Below are 23,777 nucleotides of genomic sequence, written 5' to 3' on the forward strand. Positions count from 1 at the left end.
CCCGGAGCTCCGGGCTCAGCCTCGAGCCGTTCCGTACCGCTCCCGCAGCTCGACCTTCCGCACCTTGCCGCTCACCGTCATCGGGAAGGCGTCCAGGATCTCCAGCCTGCGCGGGATCTTGTAGTGGGCGAGCCGGTCCCGGCAGTGGGCGGTGATCTCCTCGTACGTCGGCGGGTCCGCCGCGTCGCGCGGGATCACGCACGCCAGGATCTCCTCGCCGTACTTCTCGTCCGGCACGCCGACCACCTGCACATCGGCGATCTTCGGATGGCCGTACAGGAACTCCTCGATCTCCCTCGGGTAGACGTTCTCGCCGCCCCTGATGATCATGTCCTTGATCCGGCCGACGATCTGCGCGTACCCGTCCTCGCGCATCACCGCCAGGTCACCGGTGTGCATCCAGCGGCCCGCGTCGACGGCCTCGGCGGTCTTCTCCGGCTCGTTCCAGTAGCCGAGCATCACGCTGTAGCCGCGGGTGCACAGCTCGCCCGCCTCGCCGCGCGGCAGCGTGACGCCGCTGACCGGGTCGACCACCTTGATCTCGACGTGCGGCATGACCCGGCCGACCGTGCCCGTACGGCGCTCCAGGTCGTCGTCGCGGCGCGTCTGCGTGGAGACCGGCGACGTCTCGGTCATGCCGTAGCAGATGGACACCTCCGCCATGTTCATCTCGGCCACGACGCGCTTCATGACCTCCACGGGGCAAGGGGATCCGGCCATGATCCCGGTACGGAGGGAGGACAGGTCGTACGTGGCGAAGCCGGGCAGGTTCAGCTCGGCGATGAACATCGTGGGCACCCCGTAGAGGGACGTGCAGCGCTCCTGCTGGACGGCCTGGAGCGTGGCCGCCGGGTCGAAGGAGGGCGCCGGGATGACGATGCACGCGCCGTGCGAGGTGGCGGCGAGGTTCCCCATGACCATGCCGAAGCAGTGGTAGAAGGGCACCGGCAGACAGATCCGGTCCTGCTCGGTGTAGGCGATCATCTCCCCCACGAAATAGCCGTTGTTGAGGATGTTGTGGTGGGAGAGGGTGGCGCCCTTGGGGAAGCCGGTCGTGCCGGAGGTGTACTGGATGTTGACCGGGTCGTCGCAGGACAACGACTGCTCCCGGGCTGTCAGTTCGGCGGTCCGGTCCGCCGGCGCGGCGCGGGCGACGAGCTCCTCCCAGCTCGCGTCGCCGATGTAGAAGGTCTCGCGCAGCCGCGGGCACTCGCCCCGCACCTGCTCCACCAGCGCCCGGTAGTCGCTCGTCTTGTGCGCCGGCGAGGCGACGAGGAGCGAGACGCCGGCCTGGTTGAGGACGTACGCCAGCTCGTGGGCCCGGTAGGCGGGGTTGATGTTCACCATGATCGCCCCGATCCGGGCGGTGGCGTACTGCACGAGCACCCACTCCGGGCAGTTCACGGCCCAGATCCCGACCCGGTCGCCCCGCTCCACGCCCGACGCCAGCAGCGCCCGCGCCAGCTCGTCGACGGCCGCGCCGAACTCCGCGTACGTCCAGCGCCGCCCTGACGGCACGTCCACCAGCGCCTCGCGGTCGGGGAAACGGGCCACCGCCCGCGCCAGGTTGGCACCGATGGTGTCGCCGAGCAGCGGCGTCCCTCCGGTGCCGTGGGCGTAGGAGAGCGTCGTCGTGGTGGTCACAGGTCCCCCTCGTGGTGTTCGGTGGTGGATCCGGCCGCGGTGCGTTCGCGCAGTTCGATGCGGCGGATCTTGCCGGAGATCGTCTTGGGCAGTTCCTCGGCGAACTCGATCCGCCGCACCCGCTTGTAGGGGGCCAGGACCTCGCGGGAGTGCGCGAACAGCGCCTTGGCCGTCGCCGCGTCGGGCTTCCAGCCGGCCGCCAGCACCACGTACGCCTTCGGCACCGCCAGCCGTACGGGATCCGGGGCGGGCACCACACCCGCCTCGGCGACCGCCTCGTGCTCCAGCAGGACGCTTTCCAGCTCGAACGGGGAGATCTTGTAATCGGACGCCTTGAACACATCGTCCGCCCGGCCGATGTAGGTCAAATATCCCTCGGCGTCCCGGGCGACGATGTCGCCGGTACGGTAGAAACCGCCCGCCATCACCTCCGCCGTGCGGGCCGCATCGCCGTGGTAACCGGTCATCAGCCCGACCGGGCGGGCCGACAGGTCCAGGGCGATCTCCCCCTCCGCCGCGCCCGGCTCACCGGTCGCGGGATCGAGGAGCGCGATACGGAAACCGGGGCTCGGGCGGCCCATCGAGCCGGGCTTGAGGAGCTGGCCCGGGCTGTTGGAGACCTGCACGGCCGTCTCGGTCTGCCCGAAACCGTCACGGATGGTCACACCCCAGGCCCTGCGGACGGTCTCGATGACCTCGGGGTTGAGGGGTTCACCGGCCGCCACCACCTCGCGCGGCGGGCTGGACAACTGGGTGAGGTCGGCCTGGATGAGCATGCGCCACACCGTGGGCGGTGCACAAAAGCTCGTCACACCGTGGCGGTCCATCTCCGCCATCAGGCGGGCGGGGTCGAAGCGGGTGTAGTTGTGGATGAAGACGGTGGCCTCGGCGTTCCACGGGGCGAAGAGGTTGGACCAGGCATGCTTGGCCCATCCCGGCGAGGAGATGTTCAGGTGCACATCACCCGGACGCAGCCCGATCCAGTACATCGTCGCCAGATGCCCGACGGGGTACGAGGCGTGGGTGTGCTCCACCAGCTTCGGCAGCGACGTCGTGCCGGAGGTGAAGTACAGCATCAACGGGGCGGCGGCCGGGGTCGGCCCGTCCGGGGTAAAGGCGGCCGGGGCGGCTTCCGTCTCCTCGTAGGAAAGCCAGCCCGCCCGGCTCCCGCCCACCGTGATACGCGTGTACTCCCCCGGCACCTCGTCGAACTTGGCGGCATCCGCGCCCCGGACGATCACGTGCCCGGCCCGGCCGCGTTCGACGCGGTCGCGCAGGTCCGCCGGGCCCAGCAGCGGCGTCGCCGGGATGACCACCGCCCGCAGCTTCATCGCCGCCAGCGCCGTCTCCCACAACTCCGCCTGGTTGCCCAGCATGACCAGCACCCGGTCCCCCGCCCGTACACCCCGGGCACGCAGCCAGTTGGCGACCCGGGAGGAGCGGGCGGACATCTCCGCGAAGGACAGACGGGTCTCCGCCCCGTCCTCCTCCACGATGTGCAACGCCGTCCGGTCGTTGCCCGCCGCGATCACGTCGAACCAGTCCAGCGCCCAGTTGAAACGCTCAGGACGCGGCCAGACGAAACCCTCGTAGGCCTTCCCGTAGTCCTCGCGGTGCCGCAGGAGGAAGTCCCGGGCCGCCCGGAACTCCCGTGTGGCTTCGCTCTCCGGCATGTGCCCTCCTCGTTGCGGGACCTGTGCGCGACATCGTGTAATCAGTGACCCAGGTCTCACTACCCCCGAACGGGGGTGTTGGCGCGGCAGGAGCGGTGCGGGTGACGGAGCGGCGGAGTGAAGCGGCGGAGGTACGGACGGCGCTGCTGCGGCTGCGCCGGGCGACGGGGCTGCCGGTCGCCTTCGGCGGGCTGCCCGTGGACCCGCGCCGGATGCGGATCGCGGAGCTGTCGGGCACGCTGTCGGACGCGCTGCGGGGGCTGGCGATCAGTTCGGGCAGCGGCCTGGGCGGCAAGTCGATGGCGCTGTCGCGGCCGTGCGCGGTGACCGACTACAGCACGGCGCGGCACATCAGCCACGAGTACGACGAGCCGGTGGCGGCGGAGGGCCTGCGGGCGGTGCTGGCGGTGCCGGTCGTGGTGCACCGCCGGGTGCGCGCCGTGCTGTACGGGGCGCTGCGCCGGGCGGAGCCGCTCGGCGACCGGGTCTTCGACGCGGCGGTCGCGGCGGCGCGGGACGTGGAGCAGGCGCTGGCGGTACGGGACGAGGCGCAGCGGCTGCTTGGCGCGGCCGGCGAGGCGGGGCCGCCGGAGGCGGCGGTGTGGGAGACGGTCCGCGAGGCGCACGGCGAGCTGCGGGCGCTGGCGCCGAGGATCGCGGACCCGGAGCTGCGGGCGGAGCTGCTGGCCGCGTGCGGGCGGCTGGCCGCGGCGTCGGGGGCTCCCGCGGGCGCCGGGTCGCCGGGGGTGGCGTTGGCGCCGCGGGAGGTGGACGTGCTGGCGGCGGTCGCGGCGGGGGTGACGAACGCGGGTGCGGCGGAGCGCCTGGGGCTGCGGCCGGAGACGGTGAAGGGCTACCTGCGGTCGGCGATGCGCAAGCTGGGGGCACACACCCGGCTGGAAGCGGTGGTGGCGGCACGCAGGGCGGGCGTACTGCCGTGAGGCGCGACCGGCACCGGGCGGGTGTCACCGTGCCGACTCGACGCGTACGTCGTACGAGGCGGCGGGCGCCAGCGTGCCGAGGGTCCGCGCCGCTTCCTCCTCCACGGCGGTGCGCTGTTCCCGGCTGAGCGGGGCGAAGGGCCGGACGGTCATGGTGGTCGAGTCCCGGTCCTCCTCCAGGGTCCAGACGCCGGCGAGGAAGCCGTCGACGAGGAAGGTGCGGTGGGACTGGTTGCCGGTCCAGGTGCGGTCCCGGTACTCGGGCGGCACGACGCGGGAGCGGTCGGCGTGCGACAGGAGGAGGTTGTCGAACTCGGGGAGGAAGCGGGGCGGGGCCGGCGTGTCGGGGTCGGGGCGCGTCGCGTCGGGCAGGTCGAAGAGTTCGGTGCCGTACGGGTCGCGGAAGGTCAGGAGCCGGGACCGCAACCGCTCGAAGGGCTCCCGCAGCCGGGTGAGGCCGGACCAGGTCTGCATGTCCTTGACGGACGCGGGCCCGAAGGCGGCGAGGTAGCGGAGCACGGTGTCCTCGGCGGTGGCGGGCCGGGCGTGCGCGGCGCGGGGCCCGAACCAGACGTCGGCGGTGGTGAGGGCGACCTGGCCGCTGCGGTCCCAGAGGCCGCGCGGAGTGACCTGGACGAGGGGGAGGAGGCAGCGGGCGGCGACGCCGAGGGCGAGGGGGTCGGCGTCCGGCCAGTGCGCGAGCAGGGCCGTACGGATCTCCTTGGGGGTGCGGGGCCGCTCCTCGACCAGCTCGCGGGCGAGCGCGGCGAGCCGGTCCGGGTCGACGCCGGTGAGGCCTTTGCGGAAGCCGGCGATCTCGCGGTCGCGGGCGGGCTGGACGAGGGGGCGCAGGGCGAGCGCGTCGGCGGCGGTGTGGGTGTGGAGGGTGGACCGCATGGTCACGATCCGGGCCACTTCCCGGGTCTCCATCAGCCCGGACAGCTCCTCGGGCCGGAAGCCCTCGACGCGGGCGGCGAGTGCGTAGTAGGGCGGCTTGGTGTTCTGCGCCTGGAGGCCGACGAGGTGGTGGACGGCGTCGAGGGCGGACAGGGCGGTCCGGCGCAGGAGGAGCTGGCGGGCCAGGGTGGCGCGGTTGAGGGCGCGGGTGGAGAGCACGGGCTGGTTCGTCGAGGCCATGCCGGCACGCTACCCACCGTTGCGGACACCTTCTGTCCGCAATGATGTCCTCCACCCGCCATGCCCGTGCAAACCGGGACAGATATCCTGCTTCGAGGTGACAGGAGGTGAGTACGCGATGACTCTGCCCTCGAGGAAGCACAACCGGCGCCGGCGCCAGGAACCGGCCGCCGACCACCCTGAGACCGTTCCCTCCCCCCAGGACCGGGGCAGTGTCGTCCAGGCGTCGCTCTACCGGGGCGGTTTCCAGGTGTCGGCCCCGGCGACCCTCTCCGAGACGTTCCGGCAGCTGCGCGACCAGTCCGACGGCATGGCGTGGATCGGCCTGCACCGCCCGTCGGAGGAGGAGCTCCTCTCGCTGGCCGCGGAGTTCGACCTGCACGAACTGGCGGTCGAGGACGCGATGGAGGCCCACCAGCGCCCGAAGCTGGAGCGGTACGGCGACACGCTGTTCGTGGTGCTGCGCGCGGCCCGCTACCTGGACGCCCAGGAGGAGGTCGACTTCGGCGAGCTGCACGTCTTCGTGGGCCCGGACTTCGTGATCACGGTCCGCCACGGCGCGGCGCCCGACCTGTCGGCGGTGCGCCGCCGCATGGAGGAGACCCCGGAACTGCTGGCCCTGGGCCCGGAGGCGGTGCTGTACGCGATCCTCGACGCGGTCGTCGACGGCTACGCCCCGGTGGTGGCGGGCGTCCAGAACGACATCGACGAGATCGAGACGGAGGTCTTCCGCGGCGACCCGGCGGTGTCGCGCCGCATCTACGAACTCTCCCGCGAAATGGTCGAGTTCCAGCGCGCCACCCGCCCCCTGGTCGGCATGCTCCACGGCCTGATGGCGGGCTTCGCCAAGTACGGCACGGACGAGGAACTCCAGCGCTACCTGCGCGACGTGGCCGACCACGTCACGCACACCAGCGAACGCGTGGACGGCTTCCGCCAGGCCCTGACCGAGATCCTGACGGTCAACGCCACCTTGGTGACCCAGCAACAGAACGCGGAGATGCGCGCACTGGCGGAGGCGGGCTTCGAACAGAACGAGGAGATCAAGAAGATCTCGTCGTGGGCGGCCATCCTCTTCGCACCCACGCTGGTGGGGACGATCTACGGCATGAACTTCGAGTCCATGCCCGAGTTGAGTTGGAGCTTCGGATACCCCTTCGCGATCGGCTTGATGGGGATGGTCTGCGTCAGTCTGTACGTGATTTTCAAGCGTCGGGACTGGCTCTAGGGGCGACCGAGCCTGGCCGTGCGAGATGGGTGCGGCCGGCGCGCCCGACGTGGTCTGCTGCCGCTCCGTACGCCCGAACGTCTCACCGGGCTACTGCTGTCGCACCTGCCCTGACACGCGAACGATCAACGGTCGCGCGCTGTGTGCGTCCGTCCGCACCGCCGTCCCCCGCCCGCCCCCCTCGCGCTCGGGTGGGCGGGCGGTGACCGCCGGAGTCAGTCGCCGCGCGGGCCCCGGAAGTCGACCGAGGTGACGAGGGCGTAGTCGAAGTAGATCGGGTCCCCCTCCTCGTCCATCGGGTACTCGAAGCTGCTCTCGTTCGACAGGATCACCTTCAGGTCGGGAAGGGTGTCCACTCCGTCGTCGTTCTGCTCGACCGTGTGGCCCTGTTCCTCGAGGCGCTCCAGCAGCTCCTCGCTGGGCGTGCGGAAGACGTCGAGGCCGTCGAGGACGACCGAGACATCGGCGTCCTCGACGCGGAACCGGTACACGTGGATGTCGGTCAGCGCCCCCTTGGTGAAGCCGAGCGTGAACTCCGTCTCGGACGCCGCGTGCTCGCAGAACACCTGGCCGGGTGTGTCGCCGTAGTCCGGGTCCGACGGGGTGAAGCCGAGTTCGCGCGCGGCCCCGACCGCCTCGTCGGCCGACATGCCCAGCCTGAGCGTGGCCACGCCCACCTCCGGCAGCAGCTCCAGAATCATCGCCGTCCCTTCCAACCGTCCGATACGTGCCGCGGTCCACTGTGCCGCATGTGGGATGCCCTCATCGCAGCAGCTCGGCCTCGTCGATCGTCCAGCCCCGGTTCTTGAGCATCTCCTGGAAGTTCTTGTTGTCCTTCAGGCTCTCCACCATCTCCCGGATGTGGTCGTCGTACTTTCCGGGGAACTTGTGCTTGATGTCGTCGATGTCCATCCGCATCGCCTCGGTGAGCCGGCCCTGGCTGATCAGTTCGCGCTGCCACTGGTGCCATGCCTGGGCCACCAGGTCGTTGTCGGTGCTGTTCAGCTTCTTGTGGTCGGCGCGCTCCATGCGAATGGCCGGGCCGTTGTTGACCTTCTGCCTCTTGTGCGGCTTGTTCGCGATGTAGAAGCCCGGCTCGATGACGTTCTTCCAGGCCGCCTTGGGCGGGATGTGGTTGACCTCCATCGCGGTGGGGAACCGCGTCCCGTCCGCCTTCTCGTTGGCCGGGAGCAGGCCGCCGTACCAGCCGCCGTTCTCGGTGCACCCCTTGGCGATCAGCCCCTCGGGATCCATCCAGGTGTACGGGTTGGTGACGTAGGCGGCCGGATTGGCGGCGGGGGCGAGCCCCAGGGGGTCGGACGACACGTAGCGGGCCGTCTCGGGGTCGTAGTGCCGGTGGACGTTGTAGTGGAGACCGGTCTCCGGGTCGTCGTACTGGCCCGGGAAGCGCAGCGGGGTGTAGGCGGTGGCGTCGCGGTTCCAGGCAGTGAGTCCCCAGACGGTGGAGCGGTTGTACCAGGCGACCTCGCCCTGTTCGTCGACGAGTTCGGTGGGCGTGCCGACCAGGTCGGTGACGATGGCGAAGAAGCGGCTGTCGATCTCGTCCTGTCCGGCGTCGCCGACCGTGCGGCGCTCCCACTGGGACAGGGGGCGGTAGCCCTCGTGGTCCCAGGTCAGGGTGACGCCGGACGCGGTGTCGGTCTGTTCGGCCAGCCGGGTGTCCTCCCAGCAGAAGAGGACCGTGGCCTCGACCGTGGTCCCGTCGGCGGCCATGCGGTGCTTCGCGGTACGACGGCCGAAGGGGTCGTAGGTGTAGCGCCAGACCGTGCCGTCCGGGGTGGTGCAGGACACGAGCCGGTCCTCGGCGTCCCAGGTGTAGCGCCAGGTGTCGGGCTTGCGGGACAGGCGCTTCTTCTGACGCAGGACGACCCGGCCGGCGTCGTCGTACTCGTAGCGCAGACCGCCCGCGGAGACCAGGCGCGTACCGTCGTACACCCGCTCCCCGCGGCTGTCGCTGTGGCGGGCCCGGTCGGGCCATTCGGCGCCGGTCTGGTTTCCGGTGGCGTCGTAGCTGTACCGCTCGGACCAGTCGTCCACGGTCACCCCGAGCGGCCGCCCCAGCGGGTCGAGGTCGAAGCGGGTGGTCAGCCCGACCAGCTCGTCGGTCGCCGAAGTGAGCAGCCCGTCGGCGCGGTAGCCGAAGGTGCGGGAGCGGACCGTGCGCCGGTCCGTGGACACCGTCTGGGAGGTGAGACGGCCGATGTCGTCCCAGGTGGAGGCGAACGCCACCGGGGCGGTGGCGGACCCGAAGGTGCGGGTCAGCTCGCGGCCCAGTACGTCGCGCGTGAAGTCGATGGCGTGGCCGCCCACCGCGACGCGGGTCCGGTTGCCGCCCGCGTCGTACGCGTACGACGTGACGGCGCCGGTCGGTGTGGTGCGCGAGATCAGCTCACCGTGGGCGTCGTAGCCGAACCGCATGGTCCGTCCGTCGACGGTCTCCGCCAGCAGGCGGCCCATCGCGTCGCGCTCCAGGGTCAGGGTGGACGTCGGTGTCTCGGCCCGGGTCAGCCGGTCGGCGTCGTCGTAGGTGAATCGGGTGACGGTCCCGGCGGCGTCCCTCTCGCGCAGCCGGCCGAGGGCGTCGTAGGCCATGGTGACGCGGTGGCCGGACGGGCTGACGCGGGCGGTGAGCCGCCCGGCCGCGTCGTGCTCGTACCGCGTGGTGCGGCCGTCGAAGTCCGTCTCCGACGTCGTCAGTCCGGTCGGGCCGTAGGCATAGGCCCACGTCCTGCCCTGGGGGTTGCGGACTCCGGTGACCCGCAGTTCGGTGTCGTACGTGAACTCGTAACGCGCCCCGTCCACACCGGTACGGGCGGCCAGCAGATCGAACCAGGTGTACTCGAAACGGACCGTGTCGCCCAGGGCATTGGTGTGCGAGAGGCAGTTGCCCTCCTCGTCCCAGGTCCACGCCTCGGTCGTGCCGTCCGGGGCCGTGCGCCGGGACAGCAGGCCGTCCGCCGTCCACTCCAGCCGGGTGACGGACCCGGCCGGGTCGGCCGACTCGCGGGGCCGCCCGAACGCGTCCCGGGTGAGGGTGTACGTGGCGCCCTGGGAGTCCGTGGCGGACAGGGTGAGCCCGGCGGGGTTGTTGACCCGCCGCTCCGTCACGCCGTTGGGGAAAGTCACGGTGGTGGGGGCGCCCGTCGCGTCGTAGGCGTACGTGGTCGACGTGCCGTCCGGGGCGGTCACCGACAGCCGGTTCCCCCGGTCGTCGAAGGTCTGGCGCCAGACGGACCCGTCCGGGCCGGTGACCGACACGGGCAGATGCCGCTCGTCGTACGCGGCCGACGCGCGGCGCCCGTCGGGCAGGAGCATCGTGATCAGGTCGCCGCGCTCGTCGTAGCCGAACTCGGCGGTGTTGCCGAGTTCGTCGGTCCGGGACAGCAGATTGTCGTAGCGGTCCCAGGTGAACAGCACGGTGTGGCCGCGGGCGTCGGTCTCGGCGACGGTCTGGCCGAGGCTGTTGAACCGGGTGACGGTCACCGCGCCCGTGGAGTCGGTGAACCGGGTGACGCGGGCCTCGGTGTCGTAGGAGAAGCGCGAGGAGAGGGCCCCGTCGGGGCCGATCGTCTCCACCACGCGGCCCGCGGTGTCGTACACGTAGGTGTACGTGTGTCCGTTGCGGTCCGTCCACGAGGTGACCCGGTGGTGCTCGTCGTAGGTGAAGCGCAGGGGGACACCGGACGAGCCCGCGACGGACTCGAGGTTCCGCTCGGAGTCGTAGCCGAAGGAGGCGACGCGCACGGGTCCTTCAGGGGTCTGCACGTCCAGGGAGGTGACCACTCCGCGTTCGGAGTCGGTGCCGACGCGCACGCGGTAGCCGGCGTCGTGGCTCACGATGACGGGCAGGCCGTCCTCGGTGCGGCTGATCCGGTAGGCGTTGCCGTTGCGGTCCTCGACCTCGCTCAGCCAGTACAGGCCCGAGCGGTACGGGTTGCCGGTGAAGCGCCGGACGAGTCCCGAACGCGGTTCGGTGACCGCGTAGGTGACATCGCCGAGGGTTCCCCGCTCGACGAAGACGAGCGGCAGCCGGTCGCCCTCCAGCGGCAGCACCTCCTGGCCGTCTTCGGCCGGCAGCGCCGGATAGAACAGGACGGAGCCGTCCTCCCGCGCCCAGGCGGCGCCCGCGCCGGTCAGCTCCAGGCGCTCGTCGAGCGTGGATGCCCAACTGCTGCCGTAGCAGTGGCCGAAGCGGTAGCTGGATATGTGCGTGCGCCGCAGCACCAGGGACAGGATGCCCGGCAGCACCAGGTCCGTCTGGGACATCACCATCTCTCCGGTGGCCACGTCCACCGGGTCGGTCTTGCACCGCCTGCTGAGCAGGGACATCGCGATCTCGCGGGCGCGGTCCAGCATCTCGCGCATCGACTTGGGGCGCCGGTGTCCCGGCTCCGAGCCGCCGCGGCGGCGACCGTCGAGGCCGCCTTCGTCCTTGCCGTCCTTCGAGGCGATGGCCTTGATGCGGTCGCGGACGTCGCCGTCGGTGTTCTTGTGCGTCTTGGAGCTCCTGGTGAGGGCGGCGGGGACCTTCTTGCCGACGTGGTCCCCCAAGTCGTCGAGCGCCTTGGTGAGTTTCTCGGTGATGCCTTCGATGGTCTTGTCGAGGACGGCGGTGAGGGAGTCCTTGCCCTTGGCCCGGCCGTGGTGGCCCTTGGCCTTGCCCAGCTTGCTGCCCGCCCGGGACTTCATGGTGATGTGCACGGAGGCCAGGTGCGTTCCGGCCTTGGCGTGGGCGTCGTGGTCGATCTTCGGGCCACCGCCGGGACCCGGACCGCCGGGACCGCCCGCGGAGTTGGTCTGGAGACCGTCCTTGCCCGCCTGCTTGGTCTGGTCGGTGTTGTAGCCGTCCTGGACACCGGCGGCGTTCAGCGCGGTCTGGATCGCCAGGTCGGCGACGATGTTCTCGATCGCCGCCACCGCGGGCTCGGTGAGCGTGGCGACGATCTCGGCGACGGCCGCCTCCGCCATCTCCTTCAGGATCCGCTTGAACGCGATCCGGGTCGCGGCGATCTTGGCGCCGGCCAGCAGCGTCGAGAGGCCGGCCGTCACCGGTGCGAACGCCAGCGTGATGCCCACCGTGGCGCAGAGGTCGGCCAGTTCGCCCACCGCGGCGATCTTTCGGGCGACGATGATGTCGGCGACCCGGTCGAGCGCGCCGGCCACCACGCGGGCCGCCTTGGCGAGGTCCTTGTGCTTGCCCTGCACCTTCGACCAGTGCGTGTCCAGGGCGGTCAGCGACTCGCTCTGGCCCGTGGAGAGCAGGGTCTGTATGTGCCCGTACGCCGTCCCCGCATCGTCGTCCGCGTCGTCGGCGAACTCCCTCAGCGAGTCCGCCATGTCGCGGTACGCGTCCTCGTCCACGTTCGGCCAGCCCACACCGACGATGTCGAGCATCGTGTCGACGCCCTCTGGGATCGTGTAACCCACGACGCAACAGCCCCCGTTCTCACACGCAAAGTCAAAAGTGTGATGGTCACTTTGACATATGACGCACCGGCAGCCTCAGCCGGTTCCCTCCGCACTGCCCAACCGGCCGTCCCGCAGGGGGCTCCCCGCGCATCGGCGCTTCGCGAAAGAGGTGCCGGCCCGCCCGTCCGACTTCCCGTCCACGGCGGGCGACAGGCACAAAAAAAGGGGCCCCTCGGCCCCTTGCCACTCTCAACGTATAGCGCACTGGGGGGCTTGCGGCAAGGCCCCCGTCGTACCGCAGAATCGCCGTCCGATGCCAGAACCTGCGGAAACGGGAGATTCACGAAGTGCGTTCGTTTTTGTCGCTTGACGGAGCTGGTGCCGTGACATCCCCGACCACCGGCGCGTTCGACCTGCCCGATCACCTCTCGCCCAAGGCGGATCCGATGCTGATCGCCCGGGACGAGCAGCACTTCGCGGCCACCGGGGAGTGCCTGGAGCAGGCGATCGCCGAGCTGTCCGACCGTCTCGACGCCGCGCGCAGGGCGCCGGGCGGGATCGGCCGGGGGGCGATGGACCGGGACGTGGAGATCCACCGGCTGACCGGCCGGCTGCGCGCCTTGCGCCGCTTCGGCTGGGACCTGTGCCTCGGGCGCATCGTCGGCGAGGACGCGGAGCCCGTGTACATCGGGCGGCTCGGGCTCACCGACAGCGCGGGGCGCAGGCTGCTGCTCGACTGGCGCTCGCCGGCGGCCGAGCCGTTCTTCGCGGCGACCCACGCCCACCCCATGAGGCTGGTCAGCCGCCGCAGGTACCGCTGGACCCGCGGCCGGATCAGCGACTACTGGGACGAGGTGTTCACCGCGGACGGGCTCGAAGGCCACGCCGCGCTCGACGACCAGTCCGCCTTCATCGCCGGCCTGGGCGGCACCCGTTCGGACCGGATGCGGGACGTACTCGCCACCATCCAGGCCGACCAGGACGCCATCATCCGGGCGGGATCGCGCGGCGCCCTCGTCGTCGACGGCGGTCCGGGTACGGGGAAGACCGTCGTCGCCCTGCACCGCTCCGCCCACCTCCTCTACGCGGACCCTCGCCTCGGTCACCGTCGGGGCGGTGTGCTGTTCGTCGGTCCGCACCAGCCGTACCTGGCGTATGTCTCCGACGTCCTCCCCAGCCTCGGGGAGGAGGGCGTGCAGACCTGCACCCTGCGGGACCTCGTCGCCGAGGGAGCCGGAGCGGCGGTCGAGGCCGACCCGGAGGTGGCCCGTCTGAAGTCGTCAGCGGACATGGTGAAGGCGATCGAGACGGCCGTCAGGTTCTACGAAGAGCCGCCCGCCAAGGGGATGACGGTCACGACGGACTGGGCCGACATCCGGCTGAGCGCCGACGACTGGGCCGAGGCCTTCGATGCGCCGGAGCCGGGAACCCCGCACAACGAGGCGCGCGACCGGATCTGGGAGGAGCTGGTCACGATCCTGCTGGGCAAGCTCGACGGCGATGTCCCGCCCGATCCGTTCCGCAGGTCGCTGTCGCAGGACGAGGAGCTGGTCGGGACCCTCCACCGCGCGTGGCCGCTGCTCGAAGCGGCCGACCTCGTCGGCGACCTGTGGTCCGTACCCGCCTATCTGCGCAAGTGCGCTCCCTGGCTCGGGCCCGACGACGTCCGGAAGCTGTGGCGCGCGGACGCGCAGGCCTGGACGGTGTCCGATCTGCCGCTGCTGGACGCGGCTCGGCAGCGGCTCGGCGACCCGGAGGCGTCGCTGCGCAGGCGTCGGCACAGGGCCTCTGTGGCCGCCGAACGCGAGCGCATGGCCGGCGTCATCGACAACGTCCTCGCGGCCGATGACGACGGCGAGGGCGCGGTGACGATGCTGCGCGGCCGTGACCTGCAGGACAGCCTGATCGACGAGGCCGCGCTGCCGGGCGCCGGCCCGGAACCTCTGGCGGGCCCGTTCGCGCACATCGTCGTGGACGAGGCCCAGGAACTGACGGACGCGGAGTGGCAGATGCTGCTGCTGCGCTGCCCGTCCCGGAGCTTCACCATCGTCGGTGACCGCGCCCAGGCCCGGCACGGGTTCACGGAGTCCTGGGAGGAACGGCTCGAGCGGATCGGGTTCGACCGGATCGACGTGGCCTCGCTGAGCATCAACTACCGGACGCCGGAAGAGGTCATGGCGGAGGCCGAGCCGGCCATCCGGGCCGCGCTCCCGGACGCCAATGTGCCGACCTCCGTGCGCAGCAGCGGCATCCCCGTCGTGCGCGGATCCGTCACGGATCTCGACGCGATCCTCGACGACTGGCTTTCCGCGCACGCCGACGGGATCGCCTGCGTCATCGGCGATCCCACGTTCCGGGCGACGCCCCGCGTCCGGTCGCTGACCCCGGAGCTGTCGAAGGGACTCGAATTCGACCTGGTCGTCCTCGTCGACCCGGAGGACTTCGGCACGGGCATCGAGGGCGCGGTCGACCGCTACGTCGCGATGACCCGGGCGACCCAGCGGCTCGTCGTCCTCACGCGTCCCTGAGGCGCTGGAAGCGGTCCACAAGGTCGGCGCCCGCGAGGCCCTCGACGTCCTGGCGCTGCGCGCCCGGAAAGCCGGCACGTCCGTGACGGACACCGTGCCGCCCTACGGGTGCGTCACGCCTCCGCCGCGTCACCGCCCGGCTCCCAGCGGAGCAGGTCTCCCGGTTGGCAGTCGAGTGCCTCGCAGAGGGCGGCCAGGGTCGCGAAGCGGACCGCCTTCGCGCGGCCGTTCTTGAGGACCGCCAGGTTGGCGGGGGTGATGCCGACGCGTTCCGCGAGTTCGCCCACCGACATCTTCCGCCTGGCCAGCATCACGTCGATGTCGACGACGATCGGCATCAGATCACCCCGTCCAACTCGTCCTGCATCCGCGCCGCTTCGACGTCGCGCGCGACGGCCTGGGCGAGCAGCGTCCTCAGGACGAGCACGATGAGCGCGACCCCGAGGACCGCCACGACGAGGCCGCAGATCAGCAGGACGATACCCGGTGCGACCGCCTCGCCCGGCGCCAGGACGACCGCGAGCGCGAACACCAGGAGAGCGGCCGCCACGAGCGCGCCGATCACGATGTCCACGTACCGGAAGGCCGCGTGGGAGAACACCGTTCCGCGCCGCACCATCGTCACCAGCCGCCAGACGCAGACCAGGACGACCTGGACCGTCACGATGCCCATGACGATGATCACGAGCAGCGGGACGCGCAGGTGCGCGACGTCCGCGTCGAGTCCCTTCAGGTCGACGGCCAGCAGCGGCACCATCACCGCCTGCACGAACACCGAGCCGGCCAGCAGCGCCACGAGCACGGCGCGCAGCGTGTGCACCGTCAGCTTTCCCACCGCTCCTCCTTCGATCGACTCACGATCGGAATCTATCGATATTCGATAGATCAGGCAAGGGGCAGGGTGGTCGTACGGCGGGTGGCTCTGCGCTCGGGGTGGCTACGGGCGCTCGTCGCGCGGCACGTCCCGGGTCGCGTAGTACGCGTGCAGGGCCGCCTCGGCGCCGGAGCCCATGGCCGTCATGACGCGCTGGTAGCGGGCGGAGCGCAGGTCGCCCGCGATGAGCACGCGGGGGTGCTGGGCGGAGGGGCGGCAGTAGCCCGTCGCGTCGTGGACAAGGTCTCCGGGTGGCGCGGCGGGCGCGCTGCCGAGGCTGAGGAACACCGCGTCCGCCATGACGGTGCGCCGCGCGCCGGACCGGTCCACGATCTCGGCCGTTGTCCCCCGCAGGGTCAGGTGCGCGACGGGGAGGAGCCTGACGCGGGGGTCGTCGCGGATCTCCTCGGTCTTGTAGGCGTCGCTCTCCGGGTACGCGACGAGGAGGCGGGTGCCAGCGGTCGGGTGGGCGCGCAGGAAGGTGCCGATCGGGCGGTCCCCGCCGAGGACGAGGAGGGTGCGGCCCCGCGCGGCCGTCGGGTCGGCCTCCCAGAGCGGGGGCACCGTGAGGTCCGGCGGGGAGGTGATCCAGGGGACGTCCCCGGGCCGGAGCGGGGCGACACCGGTGGCGACGATCGCGTACGGGGCGGTGAGGCGGGCGCCGGTGTCCAGGGTGACGGTGACGCGGTCCTCATGGGCGCGCAGTTCCGTGGCGCGGCGGCCGAGTTCCAGGTGGCACAGGTCCGTGTCCTTCAGCTCCGTGGTGATGGAGTCGGCCAGGGCCGGGCCGCCGGTGTGGCCGCCCAGGACGTTGTTCAGGGCCGGGATGCGGGCGAGGCCGCGGCACAGGCCGTCCGGCTCGATCAGGAACGAGCGCATGCCCACGCTCGCGGCCATGCGCGCGGCGGCGCAGCCGGCCGGGCCTCCGCCGATGACGATCAGGTCGGTATCGACGGGGGCGGCTTCGAGGGTGCCCGGCGATCCGGGGCCGGACGGGGTGGTGGGCATGGTGGTATTCCACCAGTACCGCCGGCCCGGGCGGCCGATGCCTGCCCGCTCACCCGTCCGCCGCACGTGGGACGGCGCGTGGCCGCGAGGTCGGGGCTCCTGCGGCACACTGAGGGCATGGGCGACCTCAATGCCCCGGAGGCGTCGTCGCGACGGTTCCCCCGGCGGCCGGAGAGTGTGGCGGAGGCTCGGCGGTTCGTGCGGGCCGCTCTCGACGATGTCGCGCCGGACCTGGTGGACACCGCTCAGCTCCTGGTCAGCGAACTGGTGACCAACGCCGTCCTGCATGCCCGCACGGAGGTCGAGGTGGCGGCGGCCCGCGTCGATGACGGCACGGTCCGTGTGCGCGTGACGGATCAGCGGCCCGACCGGGGGCTCGTGCCGCGGGAGTGCCCTTCGTACGCCGGTACGGGGCAGGGACTGGCCCTCGTCGGGCGACTGGCGTCCCGGCACGGCGTCGACACGGGCGAGGACGGCAAGACGGTCTGGTTCGAGCTGTGGCCCGGCGGCTCGCCGCCGCGGGCGGACGGCTGGGGGCCCGCCGAGCCGCCTTCCGAGTCAGGCGAGCGCGTGACGCTGATCGACGTGCCGGGCGCGCTGTACTCGGCGTCCCAGCAGCACCGCCACACACTGCTGCGCGAGACGATCCTGGCCGTGGCCGCCGGGGACGACCTCGGCGTACCGCCAGAAGACCTCGCGACCGCCCATGACATGAGCAATGTGATCAGCGCGTGCGTGACGGCCGCGCTGCGCCGGCAGCCCGCCGGGCAGGAGATCCCGTCCCTGCCCCTGTGGCTGCCGGCGGACGCCGGGCCGGCGGTGGAGACCCTGCGCCGCGTCCTCGACCTGGCCGAGGACGCGGCCCGGGACGAGCGCCTCCTCACCCTGCCGGCACTTCCCCGGAGCCGGGTCTTCCACCAGTGGCTGTTCGACCAGATCGTCGGCCAGCTGGCCGGCGGACACGCCACCGCGTGGACCGTGGTGCCGCGGGAACCGGGCGCCAGCCCCTCCGAGCTGGTGCCGTGGGACGCGGCGCAGGTGCAGTCCAGCAGGGTGCCGACCATCGCCGCCGACGAGAGGAACCGCATCGTCGCGGTGAACGGACCGGCGGCGGACCTGCTGGGCTGGCGCGCGGACGATCTCGTCGGGCGGCCGCTCACCACGCTCATCCCGGAGCACCTGCGCAAACGCCATCTCGTGACCTTCACCTCCCTGCTGCTCACCGGGCAGCCGCGCATCCTGGGCCGCTCGGTGCCGCTCCCGGCGCTGCACCACGACGGCCGGCTGGTCCCCATCCGTCTGTTCGTCCAGACCCAGGAGACGGCCGACGGCCGCACCGTGTTCGTCGCGCAGCTCGCGCCCAGAGCCGCCGCGCCCCTCTCGTCGGCACACCCTCCCGGCCGCAGCCGGTCGGCGGCGCCGCAGGAGCCGGGCGGCGGCGCCTCCCCCGCCGTCCGGGAGGGCGAAGGCGACGGCGTCCTGGAGGGGGCCTTGGACGGTGCGACGGAAGGTGCCTTGGAAGGCGCCCCGAGAACCGGCCGCGGCCACGCGGGACTGTCGGCGCTGGAGCGGCTCTCCCTGCTGGCCGACGCGGGCACCGCGCTGAGCAACACCCCCGACCTGGACGAGGGCCTGCGCCGTGCGGGCCGGATCCTCACCGAACGGCTGGCCGACTGGTGTGCCGTGGACCTGTTCGCGGAGGACGCCCGCGTGGAGCGGGTCTGCGTCGTCCACCGCACCGCCCAGGGGCTGTGTCCCGAGGACTACGAGGGCAGGCTCCCGCCCGTGACGGAGGCCGCCCGGGGCCCGCTGGCCCGTGCGCTGCGCGGCGCCGGGCCCCTGCTGCTCACCGAGCCCCCGCCGCCGAGCCAGTCGTCGAGCCCCCTGGACGCGCACTACCTCGACCTGTTCGGGCACTTGGGCGCGCACAGCGCGATCGTCGCCCCGCTGCGGGCGCGCCGGCAGATCATCGGCGCCCTGACCGTGGCCCGCGGCGGCGCGGAACAGCCGTTCACGGAAGAAGACCTGCCCCTGCTCGACGACCTGTGCCGCGGCCTCGCCCTGGGCGTGGACAACGCACGCCTGTACCAGGAGACCCGGAACATCGCCGAGCGCCTCCAGCGCTCGCTGCTGCCCGTGCTGCCGCGGGTCGAACCCCTCCAGCTGGCCGCCCGCTACGCCGCGTCCTCCACCACCGCCCAGGTCGGCGGGGACTGGTACGACAGCTTCGTCGTCCCCAGCGGGGACACGGCACTCGTCATCGGCGACGTCACCGGGCACAACCTCGACGCGGCCGTCGCCATGAGCCAGTTGCGCAGCATGCTGCGCGGTATCGCCGTGGACCGCCAGGAGCCCCCGGACACGGTCCTGCGCCGCCTCGACATGGCGAACCACACCCTCTACCGGGAGGCCACCGCCACGTGCATCTACGGCTTGGTCAAGGGCGGTGCGGACGGCCCTTGGGAACTGGTGCACTCCTCCGCCGGGCACCTGCCGCCGCTGCTGACCGCCGCGGACGGCCGGACCCGCTACCTGGAGGAAGGGTCGGGGCTGCTGCTGGGCATGGACCCCGACATGCCGCGCCCCAGGGCGACGGACGCGATCCCGGCCCACTCGACCGTGCTGCTGTACACCGACGGGCTCATCGAACGGCGTGGCGAGTCCCTGGACGACGCGATGGAACGGCTCCGCCGGTACACCTCCGCCCTGGCCCGCGAACCCCTCGACGTGTTCTGCGACGAGCTCCTCATCGGGCTCGGGGCCGACAGCGACGACGACATCGCCGTCCTCGCCGTCCGGCCGGTGCCGCCGTCCGCCCCGGGCTGAGCTGCCGGCCCGCCGTCGTGCGGGCTCAGTACTCGCCGGTGTCGGCGACCTCCGTGACCTCGGCCCTCGGGTCGGCCACGACCGTGACGCGGGTCCACAGCTCGTTCAGGCGCGTCAGCATGGTCTGCGCCTGCTCCGCGTCGTCGAAATCGAGGTCGATCATGACGCGGCCGGGGTCGGAGACCGGTCGCATGACGCGGTAGCGGCGCACCCCGGACGTGGCGCGGCCGAGCGGGTCCTCGTCGAAGGCCTGCTTCCAGGCCGCGTAGTCCGGGACCACGTGTTCGATGCGGAGGACGTACATCGCGGCTCCTCTCGGTCGTCTCCTCCCAGTCGACCACCGCCCGGGCAGCCGCGCACGCGCACCCGGCTGTCAGCCGGCGGCCGTGCGGGTCGTACGGCCGTACCAGAGCAGCAGCGGCGGCGGGAGCAGCAGTTCGACGACGATGAACGCGACGTGCAGGGGGTGCGGGGAGCCGACCGCCAGGTACGAGACGGCACGCGCCACGCCTCCCACGAACACGGCCGCGAAGGCCCCCCGCACGGCCAGCGCGTGGCGATCCGGCCGTGGCACCGCCGCGAGCAGGACGATCCCCAGGGTGCACCAGACTCCCGCGAAGAAGCGGTAGTTGCTGTCCAGGGTGGGGCCCGCGTACGGGTCTCCGGGCAGGGCGGCCGTCCCCTGGACGATGTCCACCATCCCGGTGCCCAGCACCACCAGACCCAGCAGAATCAGCGTTCCCTGAAACGTACGGCGTGCTCGCATGTCGGCTCCCGTTCCTCGAACCTCTCCTCGTGTTCATCCTGGTCACGGCGGATGGCGACGGGAAGGCGTGACTGATGTGCCGCAGCGCCTGATTGATAGCCTTTCAGATATGGATCCGACGGGGGCGTCCGAACCGAGCGTGCATCAGTTGAGGCTGTTCCTCGTGCTCGCCGACGAGTTGCACTTCGGCCGGGCGGCGCGGCGCCTCTACATCAGCCAGCCCGCGTTCAGCCGGCAGATCGGAAGGCTGGAGGAGCACCTGGGGGTCGGGCTCGTGGAGCGTTCGACCCGGCGCGTGCAGCTCACCGCCGCCGGCCAGGCGCTGCTGCCGAAGGTACGCGCGGTGGTCGAGGCGGCCGACGCGCTGCACGAAGCGGTGCGCGAGCAGGGGCGCGCGGTCACCGGGCGCGTGGTCCTCGGGTGCTACGTCACCGCGCTGCCGGTCATCACGGAGCTGGTCTCCCTGGTCGGCCGGCGCCATCCGGGGCTGGACGTCGAGTTGCGGGAGGTGGACTTCGTCGAGCAGGCCGGTGCGCTGCTGGACGGCCGTGCCGACGCCGTGCTCTGCTACGCGCCCGTGCCGCCCGGTGTGCAGACGCTGGTCATGGGGCGTGAGCCGCAGGCCGTGTGCCTGCCGGACGACCATCCGCTGGCGGGGCGCCCGTCCGTGTCCCTGCGGGACCTCGCCGGCCTGCCGGTGGTGGGGCTCGCGCCCGCGGTGCACCGGGAGTGGCGCGACTTCTGGGCCGCCGATCCCCGGCCGGACGGCACGCCCGTCACGTACACCGGCCATGCCGCGGCGACGTTCGAGGCGAGCATCTCGGCGGTCAGCCGGGGCCACGGTATCCGGCTCGTCTCGGCGGCCTGCCGCGAGCTGTTCCCACGCCCGGGCATCGCGTACGTCGACGTGGCCGACGCTCCGGTGTGCACGGCCGTCCTGGCCTGGGCGGCCGCCCGCCGGGACACACCGGGCGTGCGCGCGCTGCGCCAGGCGGCAGGCGACCTGGCCACCGCGGGAGATCCGGACCCGCGGTGGTCCACGCGGAGGGCGCGGAGCGGGGCGGCCTGAACGCCCGCGCGGGGTCGCAGGGCGGGCGGGCCCGTCCGCGGGCGCGCACCACCTGAGCGCCGCCTGTGCGCCGGGGGGGTGCGTCAGGGGCGAATTCCCTTGCCGGCTCGGCCATCTCCCGAGCCGGGTCGACGCCCGGGGTCCGGCATACGTCCGTCGGCCCCCACAGGGTGACGACGAGGGTCACGTGTACGTGGACGGGTCCCGGCCCGCACGGTCAGGTGGCCGGGAGGGGCTGCTCGGCCCAGATCGTCTTGCCGACGGTGGCCTGGCGGCTGCCCCACCGCTGGGTGAGCTGCGCGACCAGGAGCAGCCCGCGGCCGCCCTCGTCGTCCGACTGCGCGCGGCGCAGGTGGGGCGAGGTGGAGCTGCCGTCGGAGACCTCGCAGATCAGGGTGCGGTCGCGGATCAGACGGAGCTGGATGGGCGCGCCGCCGTACCGGATGGCGTTGGTGACCAGTTCGCTGACGACCAGTTCGGTGACGAAGGCGGCCTCGTCCAGGCCCCATGCCGTCAGCTGATCGGTGGCGAACTGGCGGGCGGAGGCCACCTGGGCCGGATCCGGGGGCAGGTCCCAGGTGGCCACCTGGCCGGAGCCGAGGGCGCGGGTGCGGGCCAGCAGCAGAGCCACGTCGTCGGCGGGCTGCACCGGCAGGACGGACTTGACCACCGCGTCGCACACGGCGTCCAGTGCGTCGTCCGGATCGGCCAGGGCGCGGCACAGCTCGGCGACGCCGTCGTCCAGGTCGCGGTCGCGGGTCTCGACCAGGCCGTCGGTGTAGAGGGCGATCAGCGAGCCCTCGGGCAGCTGGAGGCGGGCCGCCTCGAAGGGCAGGCCGCCGACGCCGAGGAGCGGCCCGGCGGTCATCTCCACCACCCGTACGGTCCCGTCGGGCAGGCGCAGGACCGGTGGCGGATGGCCGGCGCTCGCCAGGGCGAGCGTGCGCTCGACCGGGTCGTAGACGGCGTAGAGGCAGGTCGCGCCCACCTCGGCGACGTCCTCGGCGGTCTCGTCGGCGGCCAGGTGGATCACCAGGTCGTCGAGGTGGGTGAGCAGTTCGTCCGGCGGCAGGTCCACGTCGGCCAGGGTGCGTACGGCCGTACGGAGGCGGCCCATGGTCGCGGACGACTGGATGCCGTGCCCGACGACGTCGCCGACGACGAGCGCGACCCGGCTGCCGGACAGCGGGATCACGTCGAACCAGTCGCCGCCGATCCCGGCCACGGACCCGCTCGGCAGATAGCGGTGCGCCGCCTCGACCGCGGCCTGCCCCGGCAGCCGCTGCGGCAGCAGGCTGTGCTGGAGGGCGAGGGCGGTGGAACGCTCGCGGGCGAACCGGCGCGCGTTGTCGACGCAGACGGCGGCGCGGCTCGCCAGCTCCTCGACGAGTGCGGCGTCGTCGGCGGTGTACGGCTCCGGGTACGCGGTGCGGACGAAGACGGCGACGCCCAGCGTGGTGCCGCGGGCCCGCAGCGGCACCGCCAGCAGCGACAGCTCGGGCGCTCCGGCCTCGCGCAGCTTCGCTTCGCGCGCCGCGTGACCGGCGAGCCACCGGTCGAAGTCCGGGTCGCCCGTGCCGCTGAGCACCGCCCGCCCCGCCCGCAGCGCCCGGGCGGGCGGGGAGTGCGCCGGATACGTGTCCGCCTCGCCCAGCTCGACGACGGCCTCCGGCGTTCCGTGCGTGATCGAGCGGTGCGCGATGCGGCGCAGGACGAGGCCGGACCCCTCCGCCGCCTCGGGCTTGTCCGCGCTGAGCACCCAGTCGAGCAGGTCGACGCTGGCGAAGGCGGCGAAGCGCGGGACGACCAGCTCCATCAGCTCCTCCGCGGTGCGGCCCACGTCCAGGGTGGTGCCGAGGGCCGCGGCGGCCTCGTTCAGGAGGGCCAGCCGCTGCCGGGCCCAGTGCTGCTCGCTGCTGTCGAACGCCGCCACCGCGACGGCGGTGAGGTCGCCGGACGCCGCGCGCACGGGCCACAGCTCGATGTTCCAGGCGTGTTCGCGGCCGCCGGAGGGGGCCCTGGTGTAGCTCTGGTAGCGCGTGGCCTCACCGGTCTCGGTCACCTGGCACAGATACCGCAGGAAGGCGCGGGCGGTGTCGTCGTAAGGCACCGTGTCGGGGTAGTAGCGCCCCACCAGCGTCTCCTCGTCGGCGCCCATCACGGCGCAGGCGACCTCGTTGAGGTGCAGGAACCGCTGGTGCGTGTCGAACGTCGACATCGAGAAGGAGGCCTGGTCGAAGGCCGGCCGTACCGCCTCCGGCTCCTGTTCGCCGGGCTGCGGTACGGCGGTGAGGACGAACCCGTGGGGGCTGCCGTCGCCGTCGACCACCGGGCACGCCAGCAGGGCCGGGTCGACGCGCTGCCCGTCACGGTGGCGCAGGAGGACGACGCCGGAGGGTGGCGCGGTGCCCGGCTCCCCCGGCGGGTCCCCGGCGAACAGGTCCGCCGCCGGCCGCCCCACGGCCTCCTCGGCCGTGTACCCGGTCAGCCGCCGGGCACCCTCGCTCCACCCCGTGACCATGCCCTGGGCATCGACGATCGCCACAGCGGCGATGCGCTCCATATCGCCAAGAATGGACCCTTTGGTGCAGGGCATCAACCGGTGCGGGCGGGGCGGCCCCCGGCCGTACCGCCGTTCCGCCGCGCCCGCGGC

At 72.4% G+C, this 23,777-nt stretch carries 16 protein-coding genes; 5 read left to right on the forward strand and 11 right to left on the reverse strand.

Annotation, left to right across the window (positions count from 1 at the left end; translation table 11 throughout):
* Positions 1-15: 15 nt before the first annotated feature.
* Both ABEB09_RS05390 and ABEB09_RS05395 read right to left on the reverse strand, forming a co-directional pair.
* On the reverse strand, positions 16-1,644 hold the full coding sequence (locus ABEB09_RS05390) for an AMP-binding protein (protein WP_345687620.1): 1,629 nt from the start codon (positions 1,642-1,644) through the stop codon (positions 16-18).
* Entirely contained in the window at positions 1,641-3,317 is a 1,677-nt protein-coding gene (locus tag ABEB09_RS05395; protein WP_345687622.1) for an AMP-binding protein, read from the reverse strand. The genes ABEB09_RS05390 and ABEB09_RS05395 overlap by 4 nt, the downstream gene beginning before the upstream one ends.
* Before the next feature lie 101 nt (positions 3,318-3,418).
* Between ABEB09_RS05395 and ABEB09_RS05400 the strand changes: the two genes are divergently transcribed.
* Positions 3,419-4,258: a helix-turn-helix transcriptional regulator gene (locus ABEB09_RS05400; protein ID WP_345687624.1), complete on the forward strand. Its 840-nt coding sequence runs from the start codon at positions 3,419-3,421 to the stop codon at positions 4,256-4,258.
* Positions 4,259-4,282: 24 nt separating this feature from the next.
* On the opposite strand, the gene ABEB09_RS05405 is transcribed toward ABEB09_RS05400, so the two are convergent.
* Complete coding sequence (locus tag ABEB09_RS05405; protein ID WP_345687626.1) at positions 4,283-5,395, reverse strand: winged helix DNA-binding domain-containing protein; 1,113 nt, start codon at positions 5,393-5,395, stop codon at positions 4,283-4,285.
* 118 nt (positions 5,396-5,513) lie between these two features.
* Here ABEB09_RS05405 and ABEB09_RS05410 point away from each other — a divergent pair, with 118 nt between their 5' ends.
* Positions 5,514-6,623: a magnesium and cobalt transport protein CorA gene (locus tag ABEB09_RS05410; RefSeq protein ID WP_345687628.1), complete on the forward strand. Its 1,110-nt coding sequence runs from the start codon at positions 5,514-5,516 to the stop codon at positions 6,621-6,623.
* A gap of 215 nt (positions 6,624-6,838) precedes the next feature.
* On the opposite strand, the gene ABEB09_RS05415 is transcribed toward ABEB09_RS05410, so the two are convergent.
* The gene (locus tag ABEB09_RS05415) at positions 6,839-7,324 is read right to left on the reverse strand and encodes a hypothetical protein (RefSeq protein ID WP_345687630.1); all 486 of its coding nucleotides are present in this window, start codon (positions 7,322-7,324) and stop codon (positions 6,839-6,841) included.
* Positions 7,325-7,385: 61 nt separating this feature from the next.
* Positions 7,386-12,071: an RHS repeat-associated core domain-containing protein gene (locus ABEB09_RS05420; protein ID WP_345687632.1), complete on the reverse strand. Its 4,686-nt coding sequence runs from the start codon at positions 12,069-12,071 to the stop codon at positions 7,386-7,388.
* A 365-nt stretch (positions 12,072-12,436) separates the two neighbouring features.
* Here ABEB09_RS05420 and helR point away from each other — a divergent pair, with 365 nt between their 5' ends.
* Positions 12,437-14,581: an RNA polymerase recycling motor ATPase HelR gene (helR, locus tag ABEB09_RS05425; RefSeq protein ID WP_345687634.1), complete on the forward strand. Its 2,145-nt coding sequence runs from the start codon at positions 12,437-12,439 to the stop codon at positions 14,579-14,581.
* Positions 14,582-14,694: 113 nt separating this feature from the next.
* On the opposite strand, the gene ABEB09_RS05430 is transcribed toward helR, so the two are convergent.
* The 3 genes from ABEB09_RS05430 to ABEB09_RS05440 all read right to left on the reverse strand — a co-directional run bounded on the left by ABEB09_RS05430 (position 14,695) and on the right by ABEB09_RS05440 (position 16,463).
* On the reverse strand, positions 14,695-14,919 hold the full coding sequence (locus ABEB09_RS05430; RefSeq protein WP_345687636.1) for a helix-turn-helix domain-containing protein: 225 nt from the start codon (positions 14,917-14,919) through the stop codon (positions 14,695-14,697).
* A complete protein-coding gene (locus ABEB09_RS05435) occupies positions 14,919-15,416 on the reverse strand; it encodes a DUF2975 domain-containing protein (protein ID WP_345687638.1) in 498 nt (165 codons plus the stop codon). The genes ABEB09_RS05430 and ABEB09_RS05435 overlap by 1 nt, the downstream gene beginning before the upstream one ends.
* A 102-nt stretch (positions 15,417-15,518) precedes the next feature.
* The gene (locus tag ABEB09_RS05440) at positions 15,519-16,463 is read right to left on the reverse strand and encodes an FAD-dependent oxidoreductase (RefSeq protein WP_345687640.1); all 945 of its coding nucleotides are present in this window, start codon (positions 16,461-16,463) and stop codon (positions 15,519-15,521) included.
* 117 nt (positions 16,464-16,580) lie between these two features.
* On the opposite strand from ABEB09_RS05440, the gene ABEB09_RS05445 reads away from it, so the two are divergent.
* The gene (locus tag ABEB09_RS05445; protein WP_345687642.1) at positions 16,581-19,289 is read left to right on the forward strand and encodes a SpoIIE family protein phosphatase; all 2,709 of its coding nucleotides are present in this window, start codon (positions 16,581-16,583) and stop codon (positions 19,287-19,289) included.
* Positions 19,290-19,314: 25 nt separating this feature from the next.
* Here the strand turns inward: ABEB09_RS05445 and ABEB09_RS05450 are convergent, their stop codons facing one another.
* A complete protein-coding gene (locus ABEB09_RS05450; protein WP_345687644.1) occupies positions 19,315-19,593 on the reverse strand; it encodes a hypothetical protein in 279 nt (92 codons plus the stop codon).
* A gap of 69 nt (positions 19,594-19,662) precedes the next feature.
* Positions 19,663-20,055, reverse strand: a complete 393-nt coding sequence (locus ABEB09_RS05455; protein WP_345687646.1) for a DUF4345 domain-containing protein — start codon at positions 20,053-20,055, stop codon at positions 19,663-19,665.
* A 139-nt stretch (positions 20,056-20,194) separates the two neighbouring features.
* Between ABEB09_RS05455 and ABEB09_RS05460 the strand changes: the two genes are divergently transcribed.
* A complete protein-coding gene (locus ABEB09_RS05460; protein WP_345687648.1) occupies positions 20,195-21,124 on the forward strand; it encodes a LysR family transcriptional regulator in 930 nt (309 codons plus the stop codon).
* Positions 21,125-21,341: 217 nt separating this feature from the next.
* On the opposite strand, the gene ABEB09_RS05465 is transcribed toward ABEB09_RS05460, so the two are convergent.
* Positions 21,342-23,687 carry a SpoIIE family protein phosphatase gene (locus ABEB09_RS05465; RefSeq protein WP_345687650.1) on the reverse strand — a complete coding sequence of 782 codons (2,346 nt, stop codon included), beginning with the start codon at positions 23,685-23,687 and terminating at the stop codon, positions 21,342-21,344.
* Between the last annotated feature and the right edge of the window lie 90 nt (positions 23,688-23,777).

This window comes from Streptomyces coeruleoprunus (genome assembly GCF_039542925.1).
GTDB lineage: Bacteria > Actinomycetota > Actinomycetes > Streptomycetales > Streptomycetaceae > Streptomyces > Streptomyces coeruleoprunus.

Excerpts from the sequence above, each read along its gene's own strand:
- ABEB09_RS05395 (WP_345687622.1), bottom strand. The coding sequence starts at position 3,317 with ATGCCGGAGAGCGAAGCCACACGGGAGTTCCGGGCGGCCCGGGACTTC.
- ABEB09_RS05405 (WP_345687626.1), bottom strand. The coding sequence starts at position 5,395 with ATGGCCTCGACGAACCAGCCCGTGCTCTCCACCCGCGCCCTCAACCGC.
- ABEB09_RS05410 (WP_345687628.1), top strand. The coding sequence starts at position 5,514 with ATGACTCTGCCCTCGAGGAAGCACAACCGGCGCCGGCGCCAGGAACCG.
- ABEB09_RS05415 (WP_345687630.1), bottom strand. The coding sequence starts at position 7,324 with ATGATTCTGGAGCTGCTGCCGGAGGTGGGCGTGGCCACGCTCAGGCTG.
- ABEB09_RS05430 (WP_345687636.1), bottom strand. The coding sequence starts at position 14,919 with ATGCCGATCGTCGTCGACATCGACGTGATGCTGGCCAGGCGGAAGATG.
- ABEB09_RS05440 (WP_345687640.1), bottom strand. The coding sequence starts at position 16,463 with ATGCCCACCACCCCGTCCGGCCCCGGATCGCCGGGCACCCTCGAAGCC.
- ABEB09_RS05445 (WP_345687642.1), top strand. The coding sequence starts at position 16,581 with ATGGGCGACCTCAATGCCCCGGAGGCGTCGTCGCGACGGTTCCCCCGG.
- ABEB09_RS05450 (WP_345687644.1), bottom strand. The coding sequence starts at position 19,593 with ATGTACGTCCTCCGCATCGAACACGTGGTCCCGGACTACGCGGCCTGG.
- ABEB09_RS05455 (WP_345687646.1), bottom strand. The coding sequence starts at position 20,055 with ATGCGAGCACGCCGTACGTTTCAGGGAACGCTGATTCTGCTGGGTCTG.
- ABEB09_RS05465 (WP_345687650.1), bottom strand. The coding sequence starts at position 23,687 with ATGGAGCGCATCGCCGCTGTGGCGATCGTCGATGCCCAGGGCATGGTC.